Raw genomic sequence first — 18347 nt, 5'->3', positions numbered from 1 at the left:
TTTCTCCATCTTATTTATGATGCGAAGTATTCTCAAGCACTATAAATGGCTGATATTCCTTCCAATCGGGCTTATAGTCATCCTGAATAATAAACCCTTTTGCATAGTTACCAAGTACAATATCCAGATCGCCATCATGATCATAATCTTTCGCCTCCATGCAGATCCAGCGTCCTTCCCGCTCTATGGGCGGGGCGTACGGAGTAAAGTGCAAAGGTAGTTTGTCGCCCTCAAAGAAAATAAATTTTTCTGACGGATTATTTTTCAGGTCTGCAAAAAAGGCGATCGTAGCGATATCCAGGCGGCCATCTCCGTTAAAATCGGCGACAATGGCTTTGGTACAGCCATTCACGGGATAGAACCAGGCTTGTTTATATTGATGATTGCCTTCATTCAAAAATATATACACTCCGTGATAAGGTTTTAATATCATGGAATAATCTGCATTGTCGCCGCAGGTGTAAAGGATATCTTCTTTACCGTCGCCATTGAAATCGGCCAGCTGGAAGCTCGTAGAACCATTGAGGGGCGGGAATTTCAGCAGGTTGACGGCTTTGAAGCCGCCTTTTTTATCGTTCTCGAAGAGCCAGATGCCTTCGTTCCCTGCGGCAAAAAGCGCCATTACATCTGTCCATCCATCTTTATTAAAATCTCCTGTAACGGCGTGGATAGCGCCAGGTATTTCCAGGATAGGCAGTTGATCGTAATGGTGATCGGGGCGCTGTTTCAGCCAGTACAGGCCGCCCTGGTCATGCCCGAAAGCGCATACCAGCAGGTCGGTAAGGCCATCATTGTTGAAGTCGGCCTGCAGGGTTTGTACCGGCCTTTGCAAAAAGGCTTTGAGGTCATGCGCGGTGGCCTTCGGATCTTTCACGTTGAGGGAAGAGATGACGCCTTTGGGCTCATTGAGGGCGCGCATGTTACCGATCTGGGTGAGGATGGCAGGACTGTCTTTCGGCAGCTGCATATCCACTACCGGCGAAAGCATGCGCCACTGCGCAGTTTGGTGCAGGTCGCTGCCCCAGCGTTGCAGCATATTACTGAGTTCATCGCTGGTGAAGATGTTGCCGCTGGCCGTATCCACCGCTACCAGCGTAGTAGCACTGAGGCGGCTGGTATCGGGTACAGACGGGCATTTCAGCGTGAAGACAGACCACCCATGCTGTAAAGGTACCGGCGGTTTGGCCGGTGCGAGGTGTTCTGGCGCCAGCGTATCGTAATAGTGCACTATCTCGTTCCATTCCGCGAAAGACAGCGCAGCCGGCTTTTCGCCGGGTTGTGGTGGATAATATTCCGTTTCGTTCCACACGCGGATACCGAGGCGCTTCGCCATGGCAGGCAGCACATGTTTGGTCCAGGTCTCTTTATCGAGCAAAGCCGGAGATACGGGCTGGTGGCAGGTTCCACAGTATTTATCTGCCAAAGCCTTTCCTCTCTCTTCTCTGGTGGGCGTATGGCAACTGCTGATGATAAAAAGGGATATTATGAAAATAGCGCCGTAGCAAAGCAGCTTTGGTTGATCGTTCATCAGATTATATTTCTCACAAAGTAAGCAAAGTGATTAAAAGCATGAAGAGGGCCTCAGGGCCCTCTTCATGCTTTTAAAAGAGATAGAAATTAGTAGCCGGCATTCTGTTTCAGCACGGAGGTACCGTTTTGCAGCGAGAGGTCGATCTGGCGCTGCGGGATCGGGAAGTATTCATTCCTGCCTTTGAGATAAGTGGCGCCGTCGAGATCGCCGGTGATCTTGCTTTCGTAGGCATAGAATGCTTTCATCACTACATCGCCTACGCCCCAGCGGGAGATATCGAAATAGCGATGGCCTTCCGTGGCCAGTTCCAGCTTGCGTTCAAAGTAGATGTATTTGAGTGCAACAGCGGTGCTGGAGAAAGATCCTGCCGGGTATTCCTTGATAACGTAGTTGGCGGCCAGCTGTGTAGGATCGAAGCCTGCCAGCGGTTGCGTATTGTCTTTATACTTATGCAGCCAGGTAGAAGGATGATCGATGATCCGGTGGCGCACCCTGTTTACATAGTTGAGCGCGGTGTTGAGGTCGCCGGTTTGTGCGGCGCATTCGGCCGCCATCAGCAGCACATCGGAGAAGCGGATCAGCACCACATTGATCGCGGAGCCGGGCGCCCAGGAGTGCGCATCTTTGTATTTATCCTGGTTGAATTGCCAGTACACCATTTTCTTGCCGGCGTAGGGGCCACCATTGAGCTGGTCGCGTACCCATGCAGCGCCAGGATGCAGGCCCCAGTCGTGATACGGCAAGCCGCGGCGACCTACGGTCCAATCGAGGCGCGGATCGAGGTTACCGGCATCCGGTGTGAACGGTGCGCTGGAAGTGATGCCCATATCGGATTTCACGGGGTGGCTGTTATAGTCGTCTACATAAGGCAAGCCGTTGGCATCTGTGCGGTAAGAGTTCACCAGGTCTTGCGTAGGCTGGAAGAAGCCACAGCAGCCAAAGGGGCTGTTGTACGGGAAGTTGAGCATATCGCCGGCATTGGCATTGGCGATACCATTGGTACCATCGTTGGCCGTCATCTGGATGGCGAATACAGACTCGGCGCCGTTTTTATACGCTGCATCGAAGTTGTGCTGGAAAGCGGTATCCAGGTCGTATTTCAGGCCATTGGAGGTATTGCCGTTCATGATAGCATCATTGAACAATGTGAGGGCCTGCGGATATTTTTTCTCGTAGAGATATGTTTTCGCGAGATATATCTGAGCGGCCCATTTGTTGGCGCGGGCGATATCTTTCTGTGTAGCAGGAAGATTATCGGCGGCAAATTTAAAATCAGCTTCGATATAAGGCCAGATATCTTTGTCATTCGCTACGATCACGCTTGCAGCAGAATCGGAGATATACGGCACATTGTTGAACATTTTTTTCAGCTCGAAGTAGTAATGTCCGCGGAGGAAACGGGCTTCTGCCTCTACTTCCGTTTTACCGGCAGCGCTCATGTCGGTAGCTTTCTTCATGAGGCGCAGGACGTTGTTACAACGGGTTACGCCTTCGAAAACTGCTTTCCATTTAGCGTTGAGGAAAGGATTGCTGGCCGCTTCTGTGCCGGTAGCGATCGGGTTGATATCCTGTTGGTCGTTGCTGGAGCTGCCTTTGTGCGCATCGCCGCCAGCTACGCTGCCATACACCCAGTTGGTGGGCGATGCCATCCATGCGTTGCCGCCGCCGCCGAGGGCGTTGTTGCCCGGCGCTTGTCCGTCGAGCGCTGCATAGGCGCCAATGAGGAGATAATTCACACCATCCTTATTGGCCACAATATCTTCTGTGAGCGCGCCGTATGGCGGTCTGTCGAGGAAACTTTTCTGACAGGCTCCCATGATACCGGCAGCCAGTAACAATGCGATACCTGAATATTTTAATTTTTTCATTTGCGTCGGTTTAACAGTTCAAAAAAATCGATCAGAAGGTTACGTTCACACCCAGCAGGTACTGACGCTGGTTAGGATAGGCGCCTTCATCCAGGCCAAAGGAAGTGGTGTTACCACCTACTTCAGGATCTACACCAGTGTATTTGGTGATCGTGAACAGGTTGGCTGCCTGTACATATATCCTGAATTTTTCAATGCCGATCGTTTTCAGGATATGCTTGGGCAATGTGTATCCCAGCAACATATTTTTCGCACGCAGGTAAGAACCGTTTTCCACGAAATAGGAGTTAGGTTCAGAAGCGGTGCTGGCGTAAGATTGCGTTTCCTGTATCGGCGCTTTAGCATTCATGTGATCAGGCCTCCAGGAATCATAGAGGGCGTTATAGCTTTTCGCACTCTGGAAAGATGCGTAGAAGTCTGTCCACCATCTTACCTGGTTCCAGATCTTGTTGCCGGAAACGCCGTAGATGAACATGCTGAAATCGAAATTCTTGTAAGTAAGACCGAGGTTCAGACCATAAGAGAATTTAGGATTCGGATTCCCGAGGAAGGTGCGGTCGTTGGCGTCGATCTTGCCATCGCCATTGATATCTGCATATTTGAAACGTCCTTTGCCGGCGTCTTTCTGGTAACCGTCTACCAGGCCGGGATATTTCTTGATCGCATCATCGTTGGCTTTCTTCACTTCGTCATCACTGTTCCAGAATCCGATGATCTGGTAGCCATAGAACTCGCTGATAGAGTGGCCTACAGCGTTTCTGATGATGGTATTACCGAAGCGGCGTTTTTCTGCATCGAAATAAGGCGCGGCATCGGAGATGGCGAGAATGGTGTTGTTATACGTGGTGAGCGTACCGGTGGCTTCGAACTTCAGGTCTTTGGTGATATTGACATTACCGGTTACGGAGAAGTCGAAACCTTTGTTCTTCATTTTTGCCACGTTGGAGAAAGGCACGGTGGCAGCGCCGTAAGTGCCCGCCAATTCAGGGTTGTAGAGGAGGTCGCGTACAACTTTCTGATAGTAATCGGCCGTGAACTCCAGTTTGCCTTTGAACAATGTAGCATCTATACCAATATTGGAATTGACATTGCTCTCCCATTTTGCATTGGGGTTACCGATCTGTGTTTGCATGAAACCTTTAGAGATAGAGCCGGTTCCGCCGATGTCGTAGAAAGAAGAACTTTTATCGAAGCCGTAGGCTTTGTAGGTGTTACTGGGCGATACGTTGATCTGGTTACCCATGATACCCCATCCACCGCGGATCTTCAGGTCAGATAGCCAGGAGATATTCTTCATAAATTCTTCCTGTGAAATACGCCATGCAGCGCTGATCGCGGGGAAATTACCATACCTGTTGGTGGCGCCGAAACGGGAGGAGCCATCACGGCGGATCAGGGCGCCGAGCAGGTAGCGGTCTTTGAAAGCGTAGTCCAGTCTTGCGAAGAGCGAGAACAAGGCATCCGTACCGTAGCCGCTGTAGTTGGTGGGCGTACCCGTACCGGTGGAGAGTGATGTGAAGTTAGGATCGAAGGTGAAATAATCCAGGGTGGTACCACCTACAGTGCGGAAATAGTTTTCGTATGCTTCCGTACCTACCATCACTTTCAGGTCATGTGCATGGTTGAAGTTCTTGTGGAAAGTAACGGTGTTGGTCCAGGTCCAGTCGTAGCCGTTACCTGTATTTTCGGTGTAAGAATTAATGCGGTTATTTTCCGCGTTCTCATACTCGGGGATGGTGAAGCTGTGGTTATCGAAAGAATATATTTCACCCCCGAAAGAGGTTCTGACAGTGAACATCTTGAGCACATCCGCTTCGGCGTAAACGTTGCCCAGCAAGCGGTTGGCGAGTGTTTTGGTAGTACCGAAACGGTCCTGGATGGCCACCGGGTTCCTGGCATTACCCATATTTTTTCCCCAGCTGCCGGCGTAATTACCTTTGATATCATACACCGGGATGATGGTGAGTTCGCGGAAGGCCATGCCGATGCCGCTACCTTCCTGCAGGATACCGATCTGCGGGTTGTTGATCACAGAGTACTCCATATTTTCACCTACGCGGATATGGTCGGTGATATTGAAATTGGAGTTGGAACGCACCGCATAGCGTTTATTATAGGTATTCTTGAGCGTACCTTCCTGGTTGAAATAATAGAAAGAGAAATAATAGTTACCAATATCGCCACCGCCGGAAACGGAGAGGTTGTGACTGGTGATGGGCGCAGGTTTGAAGATTTCATGGAACCAGTCGGTACCTTGTTTATTCGCCTTATCTATACGATAGAACGTGTTATAGTCATCATCACTTTTAAAGTTCGGGTTCACGTAATATTTAGAAGGATCAACCCTGGGATCGCCTTCCATGGCGCCGTCGGGTGTGATATAATCGGGCAGCACGGGTGTGGCGCCGCTACCATATTGCGGATCGTTAGGTACTTTGCCGGAGTTTTTGGTGGCCATCCATACGAGGTTGGCTTGTTCCTGCGGATTGAGGAGATGATATACGTTGCCTCCTTTGGGTACCTGGCGGCCGTAGTAGCCGTCGTAGCTCACTTTCACTTTGCCAGTACCTCTTTTGGTGGTGATGATGATTACACCGTTGGCGGCGCGGGCGCCATAGATGGAGGCGGCGCCTGCATCTTTCAGTACCTGCATGGTTTGTACATCGTTAGGGTTCACATCGGCGAGGTTGGAGATGGGCACGCCATCTACGATATAGAGCGGTGTGTTGTTCCCGAAGGTGTTGATACCTCTCACTTTCACCTGTGGTTCCTGGCCGGGTTGGCCGGTGCCGAGTACGGTGATACCGGATACCTGTCCTTGCAGCTGGTTAGCGATCTGCGAGGTGGGTTGTTTAGTGAGATTGTCCACTTTTACGATGGCTACGGAGCCGGTAAGATCTTTTTTCTTCTGGCTGGCATAACCGGTTACTACCACTTCTTCAAGGGAACCTACTTTTTCGCCGAGGGAGATATTCATCGGGCCGTTGCCTACTACAGCTTCGGCAGGATCATATCCTACGAAAGAGAATACCAGTGTTTCGCCCTGTTTTACCTGGATGGAGAAGGCGCCATTAGGATCGGTAGCAGTACCGCGGTTGGTACCTTTCACCTGCACCGATACGCCCGGCAAGGGGTTGCCGGAAGTTTTGTCAGTTACCTTGCCCGCTATTTTCGTTTGCGCATTGACGTTACTGCCGGCCAGTAACAACAAGATACCGCATAGGACGGCAAGGGCCTGGTAGAAATGTTTTTTCATAACGTGGTTTAAGGGTAAACGTTAAAAAATTAGAAAATAGAGTACCTATCCTATATACTTGCCGTGGAAAAGTTAAGGACAAACAATTGCATGTACCGCCATTAAAGTGGCGATAGGCGGGCAAAAGCAAGGAAATAACTTACCGCACAGCCAGATATAACTGTGGAAGAAAAGGCTATACGCAACAACGCGCACGTATATGCCAGCATGAACTCATCACATCACGATGTCAGGTTTAAGAATCGTTAAGAGATAAGGATTACGAGCCAATAATAATTAGTGAGAAACTTTAAATACTCTCTACTCCTTCATTCAAGATTTTGGTTCTCACGTGGAATTTTCTAAATCTAAGATATGACAATATTTTAGCTCAAACAAGTGTTGTTTTAACATTTCTGAAAAAAATTTGCCGCTCTCCTGCTTTCTATTCAACAAAACAGCCGTTCAAGTAAAAACTCCTTTGCTGCTATGCTTTTTTGTGTATGTTTAAGACCTAATTCTTCCACTTTAATGAAAGTATTCAACATCTTCTTCACGGTTGTATTCATCATTTTTGCCGGGCTGCAATATAACGATCCCGACCCTTATGTATGGATGCCTATCTATCTTTATGCCGCCGCTTTTTGCTACCTGGGCGCACGAAAAAAATTCTATCCTAAATGGTACATCGCAGGCATACTCGTTTACCTGGCTTATGCGGCCTATCTCTTCTTCACCAAAGATGGCGTGGAAGACTGGGTGGCGCAACATCATGCAGAGAGCATCACACAAACGATGAAGGCTACCAAACCCTGGATAGAACAGACAAGGGAATTTTTTGGTCTCTTTATCTGCATTGGCGTATTGGGCATAGAATATATCTACGCCAAACGTCAGCAGCGCTAAATCATAGTACAGTGAACATCATGAAAAAAATACTTGCCTTGCTGCTATGCGGCCACTTGTTGCATGCGCAGCCCAATCCTTCGCACAACCTGCATTTCAACCGGCTGCCTGTGGTATGGGATGAAGGTATCCCGCTGGGCAATGGCGCCATCGGCGCCCTTGTTTGGCAAAAGAATGGCGTGCTGCGCTTTTCGCTGGACCGTGCCGATCTCTGGGACCTGCGTCCCATGAAGGGCCTCGATCGTCCCGAATTCCGCTACAGCTGGGTGCTGGGGCAGGTCAATAAAAAAGACTACGGCATCGTTCAACAATATTTTGACGCGCCGTATGAAGAACAACCTGCCCCCTGCAAGATACCCGGCGCTGCGCTCGAATTTGATACCCGCGCCTGGGGCGACGCTTCCAGCGTCTCGCTCGATGTGAACACGGCTGTTTGTGAAGTGAAATGGCCCAACGGCGCCACCCTGCAAACATTTGTGCATGCCACGCAACCAGTAGGCTGGTTTAAGTTCACGCATCTCGAAAACGGCATCACGCTGCAAATACAGGCGCCCAAGTATGCGGGGAACAGCCAACAGGCCGCCGGCGGCTCCGTACAGGGCGATGACCTCGCCCGTCTCGGCTACCCGCAAGGCCGTATTAACGCCAACGCACAAACGATCATCTACCGCCAACCAGGATGGAACGGCTTTGAATATGAAGTGGCCGTTACCTGGAAAAAGACGGATGCACACAGCATCGAAGGCGTATGGAGCATCTCCTCCCACTATCCCGGTACGCGCAACACTGCCGCCAGCAATGTGATCCGGCAAACGATCAACAGTGGCTACGGCGCCGGCTATACGCAGCACCGCCGGTGGTGGCAACAATACTGGCAGCAGTCGGCCATCCACCTGCCGGATAGTGTCCTGGAAAAGCAATGGTACCTGGAGCAATACAAATTCGGTTCGGCGGCGCGCGGCAATACGCCCGTGATCACGCTGCAAGCCGTATGGACTGCGGATAACGGCCGCCTGCCACCCTGGAAAGGCGATGTACATAACGACCTCAACACGCAACTCAGCTACTGGCCTGCCTACAGTAGCAACCACCTGAAAGAAGCCGCCTCTTATACCAACTGGCTGCTGAAAACAAAAGCAACGAGCCAGCAATACACCCGCCGCTATTTCGAAACACCGGGCCTCAACGTGCCCGGCGTACAAACGCTCGATGGGCAACCGATGGGCGGATGGATACAATATTCTTGTTCTCCTACCGTATCCGCGTGGTTGTCGCAGCATTTTTACTGGCAGTGGAAATACAGCATGGACACGGCTTTCCTCCGGCGCGATGCATGGCCCTATGTACGTGAAACGGTACAGTACCTGGAAAAGATCACCCGCAAGAATGCCGCAGGACAGCGGGCTTTGCCGATCAGTTCCAGTCCGGAGATCAATGATAATGATATCAGCGCCTGGTTTCATCAGAACACCAATTATGATCTCTCGCTGATGAAATATGCCTTCACCATCGCGGCAGATATGGCGCATACGCTGGCCTTGCCACAGGAAGAGGCCCACTGGCGCCAGCTGCTGACGGAGCTGCCTCCGCTGGCATTATCCCCGAATAATGAGCTGTTATTTGCGCCCGGCGCACCTTATAAAGCATCGCACCGTCACTTCTCACATATGCTGAGCATCTATCCGCTTGGCCTGTTACGTTGGGAGAATGGCGCGGCCGATCAGGCCATCATCCGCAACTCGATACACCTGCTGGATAGCATCGGCCCGCGTGGCTGGTGTGGTTATTCCTGGTCCTGGCTCGCTGCCATGAAAGCCCGCGCCCGCGATGGCGCCGGCGCTGCCGAAGCCCTGCGCATCTTTGCCAAGGCTTTCTGCTTGCCCAATAGTTTCCATGCGAATGGCGATCAAACCAAATCGGGCTATTCTGGATTTACGTACCGCCCTTTTACATTAGAGGGCAATTTCGCTTTTGCGGCTGGCTTGCAAGAGATGTTATTACAAAGCTATGCAGGCCATATCCACGTATTTCCTGCGGTACCACAACAATGGGGTGATCTCTCTTTCGAAAAGCTGCGGGCAGAAGGCGCCTTTCTGGTGAGCGCGCGCCGCAGCGGCGGGCAGGTAGAAAGTGTGACCATCACCGCAGAGAAAGGCGGCAAAGCCGTACTGCTACTACCTTTCAAAACATGGTTCCCCCGTCATGAAAAAGGAGTGAAAGCCAAAGAAGTGAAAAATGGAACGATGACCATAACCTTTGAAAAGAACGGTAGCCTGGAACTGGCTAACGGTTACGAATAAACGAGGGAATATTTAGGGATTTTTTGATTTACGGATTTATTGATTTAAAGGTATTGGTGGATAAATCTGTCGCCCCCTACGGGGCTAGATGTAGATGGAATACGTTTTGTTCCCCGGGTTTCACCCGGGTCTACCGGGCTTTCGCCCCTACGGGGGTGTATAGAAGCGGAACGTTCACGTTGGCAAATACCTACAGAGCCAGATGTTGGTGGATCGTATTTTGTTCCCGGGCTTTCGCCCCTACGGGGCGGCATATTGGTAGATGCGATGCCCGCTATCAACATACCGCCCCGTAGGGGCGATACACGGATGGTCATGGTCACACATTTCATCTACCAACGTAAACACTCCGCTTCTATACGCCCCGTAGGGGCGAAAGCCCGGTAGACCCGGGTGAAACCCGGGGAACAAAACGTATTCCACCCACATCTAGCCCCGTAGGGGGCGACAGATTTATCCACCAATACCTTTAAATCAAAAATCCGTAAATCAATAAATCCGACAATTTTTGAGTAGCTGAACCGTTTTAGTATTTAAATTGTAACCACTTTATGGAATCACCGAAGGAGCAAGCATCTGCACCGGTAACGTGGATTATTGTGCTCAGCCTCATTGCCTTCGCCACCGCAGCCTGGTGGTGGCTGCAAAAGCCTGCATATGTATCCGTTCCGTTAACGGCGGCCCCGGCCAATAACAGGATCGTGCTCACGCTGGCCGACGGACAAATAGTGAATTTATCCGACTCTACCCATGCTTCGCTCGAAACCAATGATGCCACCCTGTACTTTACACAACACGGCATTTCCTATACGCCTAAAATACTTGCCAGCACCGGCTGGAACACCCTCTACATCCCGGAAGGCAAAACATACCTGCTGCTCCTGCACGACAGCACACGGATCACCCTGAATAGTAAAACCACCTTACGTTTCAAGTTCACCTCTCCCGGTAAATCAAGACAGCTGTACCTGGACGGGGAAGCCTATTTCAAAGTACCACCAGTTGATCAGCAGCCTTTCATAGTGCATACACCCGTAACAGATATCACTGCCGATGCCGCCACCTTTGATGTTAATACCTATGACCGCGAACATGTGCGTACTACTTTGATCAGTGGCAGTCTTAACACCACAGACCAACGCACGAACGTTACCCTGGAACCTGGCATGGAAGCCATTTATAACGCTGATGCCGACTTCAGCGTACACCCCGTAAATGTGCATGAAATTATTTCTTGGACCGAAAAAGCAACTTTCTCTAATCGGCATGCTCAAAAGTTGAGTACTTTAGCGCCATGTCTTTATCATCACCACTCGTCGTTGCTTTTTATGTTATCATCTTTTTGATATTATTTATGCTGCCGGGCTGGCTGGTGAAGCGTTTGCAGCCAGATCAAATCAAAATAAAAATATAATCACCAGCTATGAAGAAAAATGCTATTACTCCTGATCCGGAATATTTCAACCGCTACATTAACCTGGTACCTGATGTAGACCATAACCTCGCCTTTGAACAATCACTAACGGCACTGGAAAACTTCATTACGCCGGAAATAGCTGCCAGGGCGGATTATGCCTATGCCCCGGGTAAATGGACCATCAAACAGGTGATACAACATATCACGGATACGGAACGCGTATTTAATTACCGCGCCATGAACTATGCGCGGGGTAATGAGGGACCTCTGCCCGGCTTCGAAGAAAATGATTTTGCGGCTAATGCGCCGGTTGCGCATCGTTCGCTACAACATGTGCTCGATGAGCTGATCATTACCCGCAAGGCCACCATCGCGATGTACAATACGTTTCCGGATGAGTTGCTGCTCCGCACCGGCACCGCCTGGAAATACAGGCTCAGCGTACTTGCCCTGGGTTTCACCTCCTGCGGGCATCAATTGCATCATTTCAATATCATCCGGGAAAGATACCTGTAAAAGCATTTATACATGTCCGTTAGTATTCGAAAAGCAGGTCCGGAAGACTTCCCCGCATTGTATGACGTGATCCGGGAGTTTGCAGATTTTCAGCAGTCGGCCGATAAATTGCATATTACGCCTGCGCAGCTGCAGGCCGACAAAGATATTTTCCAATGCCTGCTGGCAGTAGATGGCGACACGATTATTGGTTACGCCACTTATTTCTTTGCTTATTATTCGTGGTCGGGCAAGGCATTGTACCTGGACGACCTCTATGTAAAAGAAGCCTGGCGCGGGCAACAGACCGGCACCCGGCTGCTCCGTGAGATCATCGCCATGGGGAAGGAGGCGCATTGCAAAAAGGTGCGCTGGCAGGTGTCCCGCTGGAATGCCCATGCCATCGGCTTTTACAAGGCCATGGGCGCTACAGTGGATGATGTGGAACTCAATTGCGACTACCACTTCTCATAGTACTAACATAGAAGTTAGTCCTTAACAATTATATCTGTTCTTCTTTGGAAGCCGCGCTGTCCCTAGCTTTGCAGACGTAAAAACAATTTTATGAAACGTCTGGAAAACAAAATAGCCCTGGTAACAGGAGGAAGTCGCGGCATGGGCGCCGCCATCGTTAAACGTTTTGCGCAGGAAGGCGCTACCGTGGTGTTCACTTATGCGAGAAGCGCTGAACAAGCACAGGAAGTGGTGGCAGCCGCGGAAAAGGCAGGCGGCCGCGCCAAGGCCATCCTGGCCGACAGTGCATCAGCAGAAGATATCCAGGCAGCTGTTGCCAAAACAGTAGCGGATTTCGGCCGTATCGATATCCTCGTGAACAATGCCGGCGTATGGATTCACAAACCGCTGGAAGAATATACCATCGAAGAATACGATCAGGTGATGGCGGTGAACACCCGCGCTGTATTTGTGGCTTCACAGGCTGCGGCACAGCACATGACGGCCGGCAGCAGGATCATCACCATCGGCAGCAATATGGCGGAAAGGTTGACTGGCCCCGGCGGCACGCTCTATTCTATGAGTAAGTCAGCGCTCATAGGCCTCAACAAAGGTCTGGCGCGCGACCTCGGCGCAAAAGGCATCACTGCCAACCTCGTACAGCCTGGTCCTATTGATACCGACATGAACCCGGCCAATGGCGCCCACGCCTCCAGTGTAGCAGCTTACACCGCATTAGGACACTATGGTAAAGTGGAAGATATCGCAGCGCTGGTCACTTTCCTGGCGAGCGCAGAAAGCGGCTTTATCACCGGTACCGAACAAACAATCGATGCCGGCTACAATAGCTAATGAATGAACAAGGGCCTTTGCGGCCCTTGTTTTATTTAAGCGCCAATACGATGGTAATAGCGATGTTAGCAGCATTATGCAACAATACCGGCAATAGCAGCGAGCCGCTCTTCACCCGGATATAGCCATAGAGAAAGCCGCTCAGCGTACTAAGCACCAATACACCTATATCTAGCCGGTAATGCATGGCAGACGAGATCTGAAACCCATGCCCCAGGCCAAACAGCAGTGCCAGCATCCAGACCTCCGTACTTGGCTGAAGTGCGCCTGATGCGCGGAGCAATAACCACAGGTAAAGCCCCCTGAAACATAACTCTTCCTGCAAACCCGGCATGGTGGCCTGGTACAGGTAATTTTCCGGGGTGATCAATTCCTTTTCTATCGCGAATAAATTACCCACTGCCTTCAACACGATGAAAGCCGCGCCCAGCCACAAACACAGACGCAAGGTAGCGGGGTTCACATACCAGCGCAAGCCCACCGATTGATAGGGACGCTCTTCATTCACCAACAAGGGGATCACCGATAATGTGAAGAAAATACTGAGCAACTTTCCGAGCCAGTTGAAACGGAGCGCCGGGAACCACCAGCTTTGCAGGCTGCTGCCACCCTGCACCAACACTTCATTCGCTATAAAAACAAGCGCCAGCCATAATAATGTTTGCTTTGAAACCGGCTTCCGGAACAGCATCCATATTACAATAGGTAGCAGCGATGCCAGAGCCGTATAAATAGTACCAGGGATATTCTCAAACGGCATACGTACAGAGGTTTTACCAAATATAACGAAATCTCTCCCCCCTCTCTTTTTTAAAAAATATTTGTCTATACCAAAAATACATCTACCTTTGTTGTATAGACAACAGTCGTAATTGTAATTATGAAGCTGCAGGACGAATTAAAACAGGCAAAGTTCAAAGATGAATACCAACAAGCCATGTTGAATATCATTTTTACTGGCAATTGGCTGGAAGTGGCGACAGCAAAAACATTGAAACCATACGACCTGTCATCCCAGCAATACAATGTACTCCGCATCCTGCGGGGCAGCAGCCCTAAATCATTGAACCTGCTGGATATCCAGGAGCGTATGATGGACAAGATGAGCAATGCCACCCGCCTCGTGGAAAAGCTACGCCAGAAAGGCCTGCTCACCCGTAACCAGTGCGAAGAGAACCGCCGTAAAGTAGACATAGAGATCACGAAGAAAGGATTGGCGCTACTTGCAGAACTGGACCCGATCATGGAGAAAGATCGTAAACAACTGGTAAAACGCATCAGTAAAGAAGAAGCCGCCACACTCAGCATGCTGCTGGATAAACTACGCGGTTAATTTTTTTGCACTAACAGTTGTATAGACAATAAATGTTAAAACCTCGACTAACACACTACTTTATGCTTAAACGTTTATTATTTCAGACAGACAACAATCTCGTTTCTTTCATCATCCGTATCACCGTGGCATTGGTGATGCTGCCACATGGCCTGCAGAAATTATTCGGTATGTTTGGCGGCTTTGGCTTCAAAGCTACGATGTCGTTCTTCACCTCCAACGGCACGCCGGCTTTCCTGGCCTTTCTGGTGATCATCACAGAATCTATCGGCTCTATGCTGATATTGCTCGGATTCACTACCCGCATCTGGGCCATCATGCTCACGGTGATTATGCTGGTAGCGGCTAACATGCACAAGGTTAATGGCTACTTTATGAACTGGACCGGCCAGCAACATGGGGAAGGTTTTGAATACCACCTGCTGGTGATCGGTATCTGTATCGCCCTTATCATCAAGGGTTCCGGCCGCTGGTCTGTAGACCGCGCCCTGAGTAAATAATTTGCTACCACAACTTATAAATCAACTTACACATGAAGAAAGTTTTCCTTTTCACCACCCTGCTGGTAATGGCCAGCATCGTTTCCTTTGCACAGGTTAAATGGAACGCAGACCCTGCGCATACCAGTCTTACTTTCGGCGTAAAACACCTTGGCATCAGCTATATCCAGGGCCATTTCGCCAAATTCAGCGGCGCCGTGGAAACGACCGACAGCACTAACTTTCAGAACGCGAAGATCAATTTCACCGCCGATGTGAACAGCATCTCTACCGGTGTAGATCAACGTGATGGTCACTTGAAAACAGACGATTTTTTCAACGCTGCCCAGTACCCTGAAATGACGCTCAAAAGTGTTGCCTTCAAGAAAGTGAGCGGCGACAAATACCTGCTGGTAGCGGATCTTACCATCCGTAACACTACCAAGCGCGTTAACTTCGATGTAACTTACCATGGCGTGATCAAAGATCCATGGGGATTGAGGAGAGCTGGTTTCACCGCCAAAGCCACTATCAACCGTTTGGACTTTGGCATGAAATACGCGGACAAACTGCCTTCCGGCGTATATGCAGTAGCGCCTACTGTGGATATCCTGGTGAATACCGAGATCGTAAAGCAATAGGTTTCATATAGTGTTTGATAAGACAAAGGCGCCGCTTCGGTTGAAGCGGCGCCTTGCTTTTATTTCTTTTTCTTCTTCTTCTTTTTCAAGTCCTCCATCTCTTTGTTGTGCTGATCGAGCAACAGCTGCCAGTTGTCGTTGGGGATATCTTCCGAAAAGCTGACGGTCTCGCGGTAATCATCTTTATTGATCTTCATCTCCGTCACTTCTTTACCGATAAATTTCTGTATTTCATTCAGCAGCGGTTTCTCTTCCGTGCTACAGAAAGAAATGGCCCGTCCCTTCTGCACGCCGCGCCCGGTGCGGCCTACGCGGTGCACATAGTTTTCCGGCACATCTGGCAGATCGTAATTAACCACATAATCTACATTGGGGATATCGATACCGCGTGCATTAACGTCGGTGGTGATGAGCAGGCGTACATCGCCTTTTTTAAATTCGTCCATCACCGCGAGGCGGTCGTCCTGTTCTTTGCCGCCGTGCATCACCAGGGAAGATATGCCTACACGTTGCATCGCCGCCATCACGCGCTCAGCGCGCACTTTGGTACGAACGAACACCAATATTTTATGATCGGGAAATTCCTTTACGAGCCGTTCGAGGAAGAAACGTTTGTCGTCCATTTCCACGTAGGCAACGGAGTGCGTAACATTCTTCGACACGGGGTCTTGCGGAGATATCTGGATACGGATCGGGTTATTCACTACGGAATAAGCCAGGTCTTTGATGTCTTTATCGAGCGTAGCGGAGAAGAACAGCGTCTGGTGCTGGCGGGGCAGATGCCTGATCACGTCGCGGATATCGCGGATAAAACCCAGATCCAGCATGTGGTCTGCCTCATCGAGGATGAGCACCTGTACGTTGGAGAGATCGATATGTTGTTGATTGATTTGATCGAACATGCGGCCGGGGGTGGCGATGAGCACGTCCACGCCCTTTTCGAGTATTTTGATCTGGGGGGCCTGGTCTACGCCGCCTACCAGTGCGAGGATGCTGAGGTCTGTATATTTCCCGATGTTCTGGAATACGTCCCCGATCTGGATGGCCAGTTCACGGGTAGGCACCATTACCAGGCATTTCACTTCCCATTTATTTTTGCGGCGGTGCTCCTGCTGTTGCAGGCGATGGAGGATGGGGATGGCAAAGGCGGCGGTTTTGCCGGTGCCGGTTTGCGCGATGGCCATCACATCATCTCCTTTCAGGATAGAAGGGATCGCTTTGAACTGAATATCTGTCGGGCGTTTGAAGCCCAGTTCGGCCAAGCTCTCTTTTATCTCCGGGGAGATGTTGTACTGTTCAAATTTCATGGGCCAAAGATACGGATTTGCCTACGGCAATTACGAATTAGGAATTAAGAATTAGGGCCCGCAGCGCAGACCTGCGCTGTGGGCCCTAATTCTTAATTCTTAATTCTTAATTCCTAATTCGTAATTAGTTATTATTGGCTTCTTTTATCAGCTGTATTTCCATATTGAGTTTTACTTCGTCGCTGAGTACGATGCCGCCGGCTTCTGTGGTGGCATTCCAGCGAAGGCCGTAGTCGGCGCGGTGCAGGCGGCCTTTGAGGGCGAAGCCGGCTTTGTGCTGGCCCCAGGGGTCAACAGTTACGCCGCTGTGTTCTACTTCCAGCTCAATCGGGTGTGTTTGATCTTTGATGGTCAGTTCTCCTAAAAGTTTATATTGCTCACCGTCAATCTTCTTCACTTTTTTAGAAACGAATTTGATCTTCGGGAATTTACTTGCGTCAAAAAATTCACCATTGCGCAGGTGTTCATCTCTTTGTTTATTGGCGGTATCTATGCTGTCGGCATCTGCTTCAAAGGAGATGGTAGCGTCGTGGAAATCGTCGCTTTCCGTTTTGATATGACCGGAAAAGCGCGTAAGGTAGCCACTAACGTTAGTAATCATCAGGTGCTTCACTTTGAAGCCAATCTCGCTATGTGATTCATCAATTTTCCAGGTTGTCATGGTTTGCTTTATTTTTGTTGCTGAACAATAACATAAAATTAGATGTTATAACGTTCGAAAGATTGGATAAATTGCCGGAAATGATGGACGATTTTAACGAACAGGACTATGCCCTTTACAGTTTCTCATGCCGCACTGGTTGTTCCCTTTACTTGGCTACCGCGTAGGTACCTTTCGGCCACTGGCCTGATCATTGGCAGTATGGTGCCGGACTTCCTCTACTTCATCTCCCTGGACCCTTACCTGAGTGCAGGCCATCGTTTGCCAGGAATTTTTATTTATGATATCCCCCTGGCTTTATTATTCGCCTTCCTCTATCATGGCTTGCTCCGGCAAACCCTGATCCGCTGGGCGCCGCAATGGGCCGCCGCCCGGCTTTCCCGTTTCGGGTCATTCAACTGGCCTAAATATTTTTCTCAGCATTATATCGCCGTTATCTTTTCTATCCTGCTGGGCGTATATTCCCATTTGTTCCTCGACGCATTTACTCACGGCCACGGCTACTTCGTGCAACACCTGCCTGCGCTGCAAGCTGCTGTGGACCTCCCCGGCAAAACCATGCCCGGATGGTACCTGATGCAGTTCATCACCTCCATCCTCGGGCTCATTGTGCTCTTTTATTTTTTCTTCCGCATACCGGTACGCAAGCGCGGCGGTATAACGTTCACGCATAAACTATTTTTCTGGTTGCTCACAGGCGCGCTGGCCAGCATCATCCTGCTGGTAAATGAACGTTACCATCATATTGACTGTAAAGGTCTGGATTACCTCGCCGTAGTGATGGGTGGCGTGATGTATGCGTTTGTGGTGATGGCGGTGGCGTTTAACAAGCGTTCCGTTGGTGTGTTAAGCCGGTAGCGGGATTACGT

The 18347-nt window shown here is 50.1% G+C and carries 16 protein-coding genes; 10 read left to right on the top strand and 6 right to left on the bottom strand.

What is annotated here, in order from left to right; translation table 11 throughout:
• Positions 1–10: 10 nt before the first annotated feature.
• From FPG75_RS01370 to FPG75_RS01360, 3 genes are all read right to left on the bottom strand, one after another.
• On the bottom strand, positions 11–1528 hold the full coding sequence (locus tag FPG75_RS01370; protein ID WP_143304704.1) for an FG-GAP repeat domain-containing protein: 1518 nt from the start codon (positions 1526–1528) through the stop codon (positions 11–13).
• 89 nt (positions 1529–1617) lie between these two features.
• A complete protein-coding gene (locus tag FPG75_RS01365; RefSeq protein ID WP_143304703.1) occupies positions 1618–3399 on the bottom strand; it encodes a RagB/SusD family nutrient uptake outer membrane protein in 1782 nt (593 codons plus the stop codon).
• A gap of 31 nt (positions 3400–3430) precedes the next feature.
• On the bottom strand, positions 3431–6655 hold the full coding sequence (locus FPG75_RS01360; RefSeq protein ID WP_143304702.1) for a SusC/RagA family TonB-linked outer membrane protein: 3225 nt from the start codon (positions 6653–6655) through the stop codon (positions 3431–3433).
• A 510-nt stretch (positions 6656–7165) separates the two neighbouring features.
• Between FPG75_RS01360 and FPG75_RS01355 the strand changes: the two genes are divergently transcribed.
• From FPG75_RS01355 to FPG75_RS01330, 6 genes are all read left to right on the top strand, one after another.
• Positions 7166–7540, top strand: coding sequence for a transmembrane 220 family protein (locus tag FPG75_RS01355; RefSeq protein WP_143304701.1), 375 nt, complete (start codon positions 7166–7168; stop codon positions 7538–7540).
• Positions 7541–7560: 20 nt separating this feature from the next.
• A complete protein-coding gene (locus FPG75_RS01350; protein WP_143304700.1) occupies positions 7561–9840 on the top strand; it encodes a glycosyl hydrolase family 95 catalytic domain-containing protein in 2280 nt (759 codons plus the stop codon).
• 551 nt (positions 9841–10391) lie between these two features.
• Positions 10392–11186, top strand: coding sequence for a FecR family protein (locus tag FPG75_RS01345; RefSeq protein WP_143304699.1), 795 nt, complete (start codon positions 10392–10394; stop codon positions 11184–11186).
• A 77-nt stretch (positions 11187–11263) separates the two neighbouring features.
• Positions 11264–11773 carry a DinB family protein gene (locus tag FPG75_RS01340; RefSeq protein ID WP_143304698.1) on the top strand — a complete coding sequence of 170 codons (510 nt, stop codon included), beginning with the start codon at positions 11264–11266 and terminating at the stop codon, positions 11771–11773.
• 12 nt (positions 11774–11785) lie between these two features.
• Positions 11786–12226, top strand: a complete 441-nt coding sequence (locus tag FPG75_RS01335; protein WP_143304697.1) for a GNAT family N-acetyltransferase — start codon at positions 11786–11788, stop codon at positions 12224–12226.
• Positions 12227–12316: 90 nt separating this feature from the next.
• Entirely contained in the window at positions 12317–13057 is a 741-nt protein-coding gene (locus tag FPG75_RS01330; protein WP_143304696.1) for a 3-oxoacyl-ACP reductase family protein, read from the top strand.
• 31 nt (positions 13058–13088) lie between these two features.
• Here the strand turns inward: FPG75_RS01330 and FPG75_RS01325 are convergent, their stop codons facing one another.
• The gene (locus tag FPG75_RS01325; protein WP_143304695.1) at positions 13089–13817 is read right to left on the bottom strand and encodes a CPBP family intramembrane glutamic endopeptidase; all 729 of its coding nucleotides are present in this window, start codon (positions 13815–13817) and stop codon (positions 13089–13091) included.
• 120 nt (positions 13818–13937) lie between these two features.
• On the opposite strand from FPG75_RS01325, the gene FPG75_RS01320 reads away from it, so the two are divergent.
• From FPG75_RS01320 to FPG75_RS01310, 3 genes are all read left to right on the top strand, one after another.
• Positions 13938–14390 carry a MarR family winged helix-turn-helix transcriptional regulator gene (locus FPG75_RS01320; RefSeq protein ID WP_143304694.1) on the top strand — a complete coding sequence of 151 codons (453 nt, stop codon included), beginning with the start codon at positions 13938–13940 and terminating at the stop codon, positions 14388–14390.
• 62 nt (positions 14391–14452) lie between these two features.
• A complete protein-coding gene (locus tag FPG75_RS01315) occupies positions 14453–14890 on the top strand; it encodes a DoxX family protein (protein ID WP_143304693.1) in 438 nt (145 codons plus the stop codon).
• A 32-nt stretch (positions 14891–14922) separates the two neighbouring features.
• Positions 14923–15510, top strand: coding sequence for a YceI family protein (locus FPG75_RS01310; RefSeq protein WP_143304692.1), 588 nt, complete (start codon positions 14923–14925; stop codon positions 15508–15510).
• A gap of 59 nt (positions 15511–15569) precedes the next feature.
• Here the strand turns inward: FPG75_RS01310 and FPG75_RS01305 are convergent, their stop codons facing one another.
• A complete protein-coding gene (locus FPG75_RS01305; RefSeq protein WP_143304691.1) occupies positions 15570–16817 on the bottom strand; it encodes a DEAD/DEAH box helicase in 1248 nt (415 codons plus the stop codon).
• Positions 16818–16941: 124 nt separating this feature from the next.
• Positions 16942–17478, bottom strand: a complete 537-nt coding sequence (locus tag FPG75_RS01300; protein WP_143304690.1) for a YceI family protein — start codon at positions 17476–17478, stop codon at positions 16942–16944.
• Between the two features lie 108 nt (positions 17479–17586).
• Here FPG75_RS01300 and FPG75_RS01295 point away from each other — a divergent pair, with 108 nt between their 5' ends.
• Positions 17587–18336, top strand: coding sequence for a DUF4184 family protein (locus tag FPG75_RS01295; RefSeq protein ID WP_143304689.1), 750 nt, complete (start codon positions 17587–17589; stop codon positions 18334–18336).
• Positions 18337–18347 lie beyond the last annotated feature (11 nt).

Origin of the sequence: Chitinophaga vietnamensis, from assembly GCF_902167635.1 — a bacterium.
Taxonomy (GTDB): Bacteria; Bacteroidota; Bacteroidia; order Chitinophagales; family Chitinophagaceae; genus Chitinophaga; species Chitinophaga vietnamensis.
Note: the sequence above shows the minus strand (reverse complement) of the source record. Positions and strands in the feature narration are given on the sequence as shown.

Excerpts from the sequence above, each read along its gene's own strand:
- FPG75_RS01370 (WP_143304704.1), bottom strand. The coding sequence starts at position 1,528 with ATGAACGATCAACCAAAGCTGCTTTGCTACGGCGCTATTTTCATAATA.
- FPG75_RS01365 (WP_143304703.1), bottom strand. The coding sequence starts at position 3,399 with ATGAAAAAATTAAAATATTCAGGTATCGCATTGTTACTGGCTGCCGGT.
- FPG75_RS01360 (WP_143304702.1), bottom strand. The coding sequence starts at position 6,655 with ATGAAAAAACATTTCTACCAGGCCCTTGCCGTCCTATGCGGTATCTTG.
- FPG75_RS01355 (WP_143304701.1), top strand. The coding sequence starts at position 7,166 with ATGAAAGTATTCAACATCTTCTTCACGGTTGTATTCATCATTTTTGCC.
- FPG75_RS01350 (WP_143304700.1), top strand. The coding sequence starts at position 7,561 with ATGAAAAAAATACTTGCCTTGCTGCTATGCGGCCACTTGTTGCATGCG.
- FPG75_RS01345 (WP_143304699.1), top strand. The coding sequence starts at position 10,392 with ATGGAATCACCGAAGGAGCAAGCATCTGCACCGGTAACGTGGATTATT.
- FPG75_RS01340 (WP_143304698.1), top strand. The coding sequence starts at position 11,264 with ATGAAGAAAAATGCTATTACTCCTGATCCGGAATATTTCAACCGCTAC.
- FPG75_RS01335 (WP_143304697.1), top strand. The coding sequence starts at position 11,786 with ATGTCCGTTAGTATTCGAAAAGCAGGTCCGGAAGACTTCCCCGCATTG.
- FPG75_RS01330 (WP_143304696.1), top strand. The coding sequence starts at position 12,317 with ATGAAACGTCTGGAAAACAAAATAGCCCTGGTAACAGGAGGAAGTCGC.
- FPG75_RS01325 (WP_143304695.1), bottom strand. The coding sequence starts at position 13,817 with ATGCCGTTTGAGAATATCCCTGGTACTATTTATACGGCTCTGGCATCG.
- FPG75_RS01320 (WP_143304694.1), top strand. The coding sequence starts at position 13,938 with ATGAAGCTGCAGGACGAATTAAAACAGGCAAAGTTCAAAGATGAATAC.
- FPG75_RS01315 (WP_143304693.1), top strand. The coding sequence starts at position 14,453 with ATGCTTAAACGTTTATTATTTCAGACAGACAACAATCTCGTTTCTTTC.
- FPG75_RS01310 (WP_143304692.1), top strand. The coding sequence starts at position 14,923 with ATGAAGAAAGTTTTCCTTTTCACCACCCTGCTGGTAATGGCCAGCATC.
- FPG75_RS01305 (WP_143304691.1), bottom strand. The coding sequence starts at position 16,817 with ATGAAATTTGAACAGTACAACATCTCCCCGGAGATAAAAGAGAGCTTG.
- FPG75_RS01300 (WP_143304690.1), bottom strand. The coding sequence starts at position 17,478 with ATGACAACCTGGAAAATTGATGAATCACATAGCGAGATTGGCTTCAAA.
- FPG75_RS01295 (WP_143304689.1), top strand. The coding sequence starts at position 17,587 with ATGCCCTTTACAGTTTCTCATGCCGCACTGGTTGTTCCCTTTACTTGG.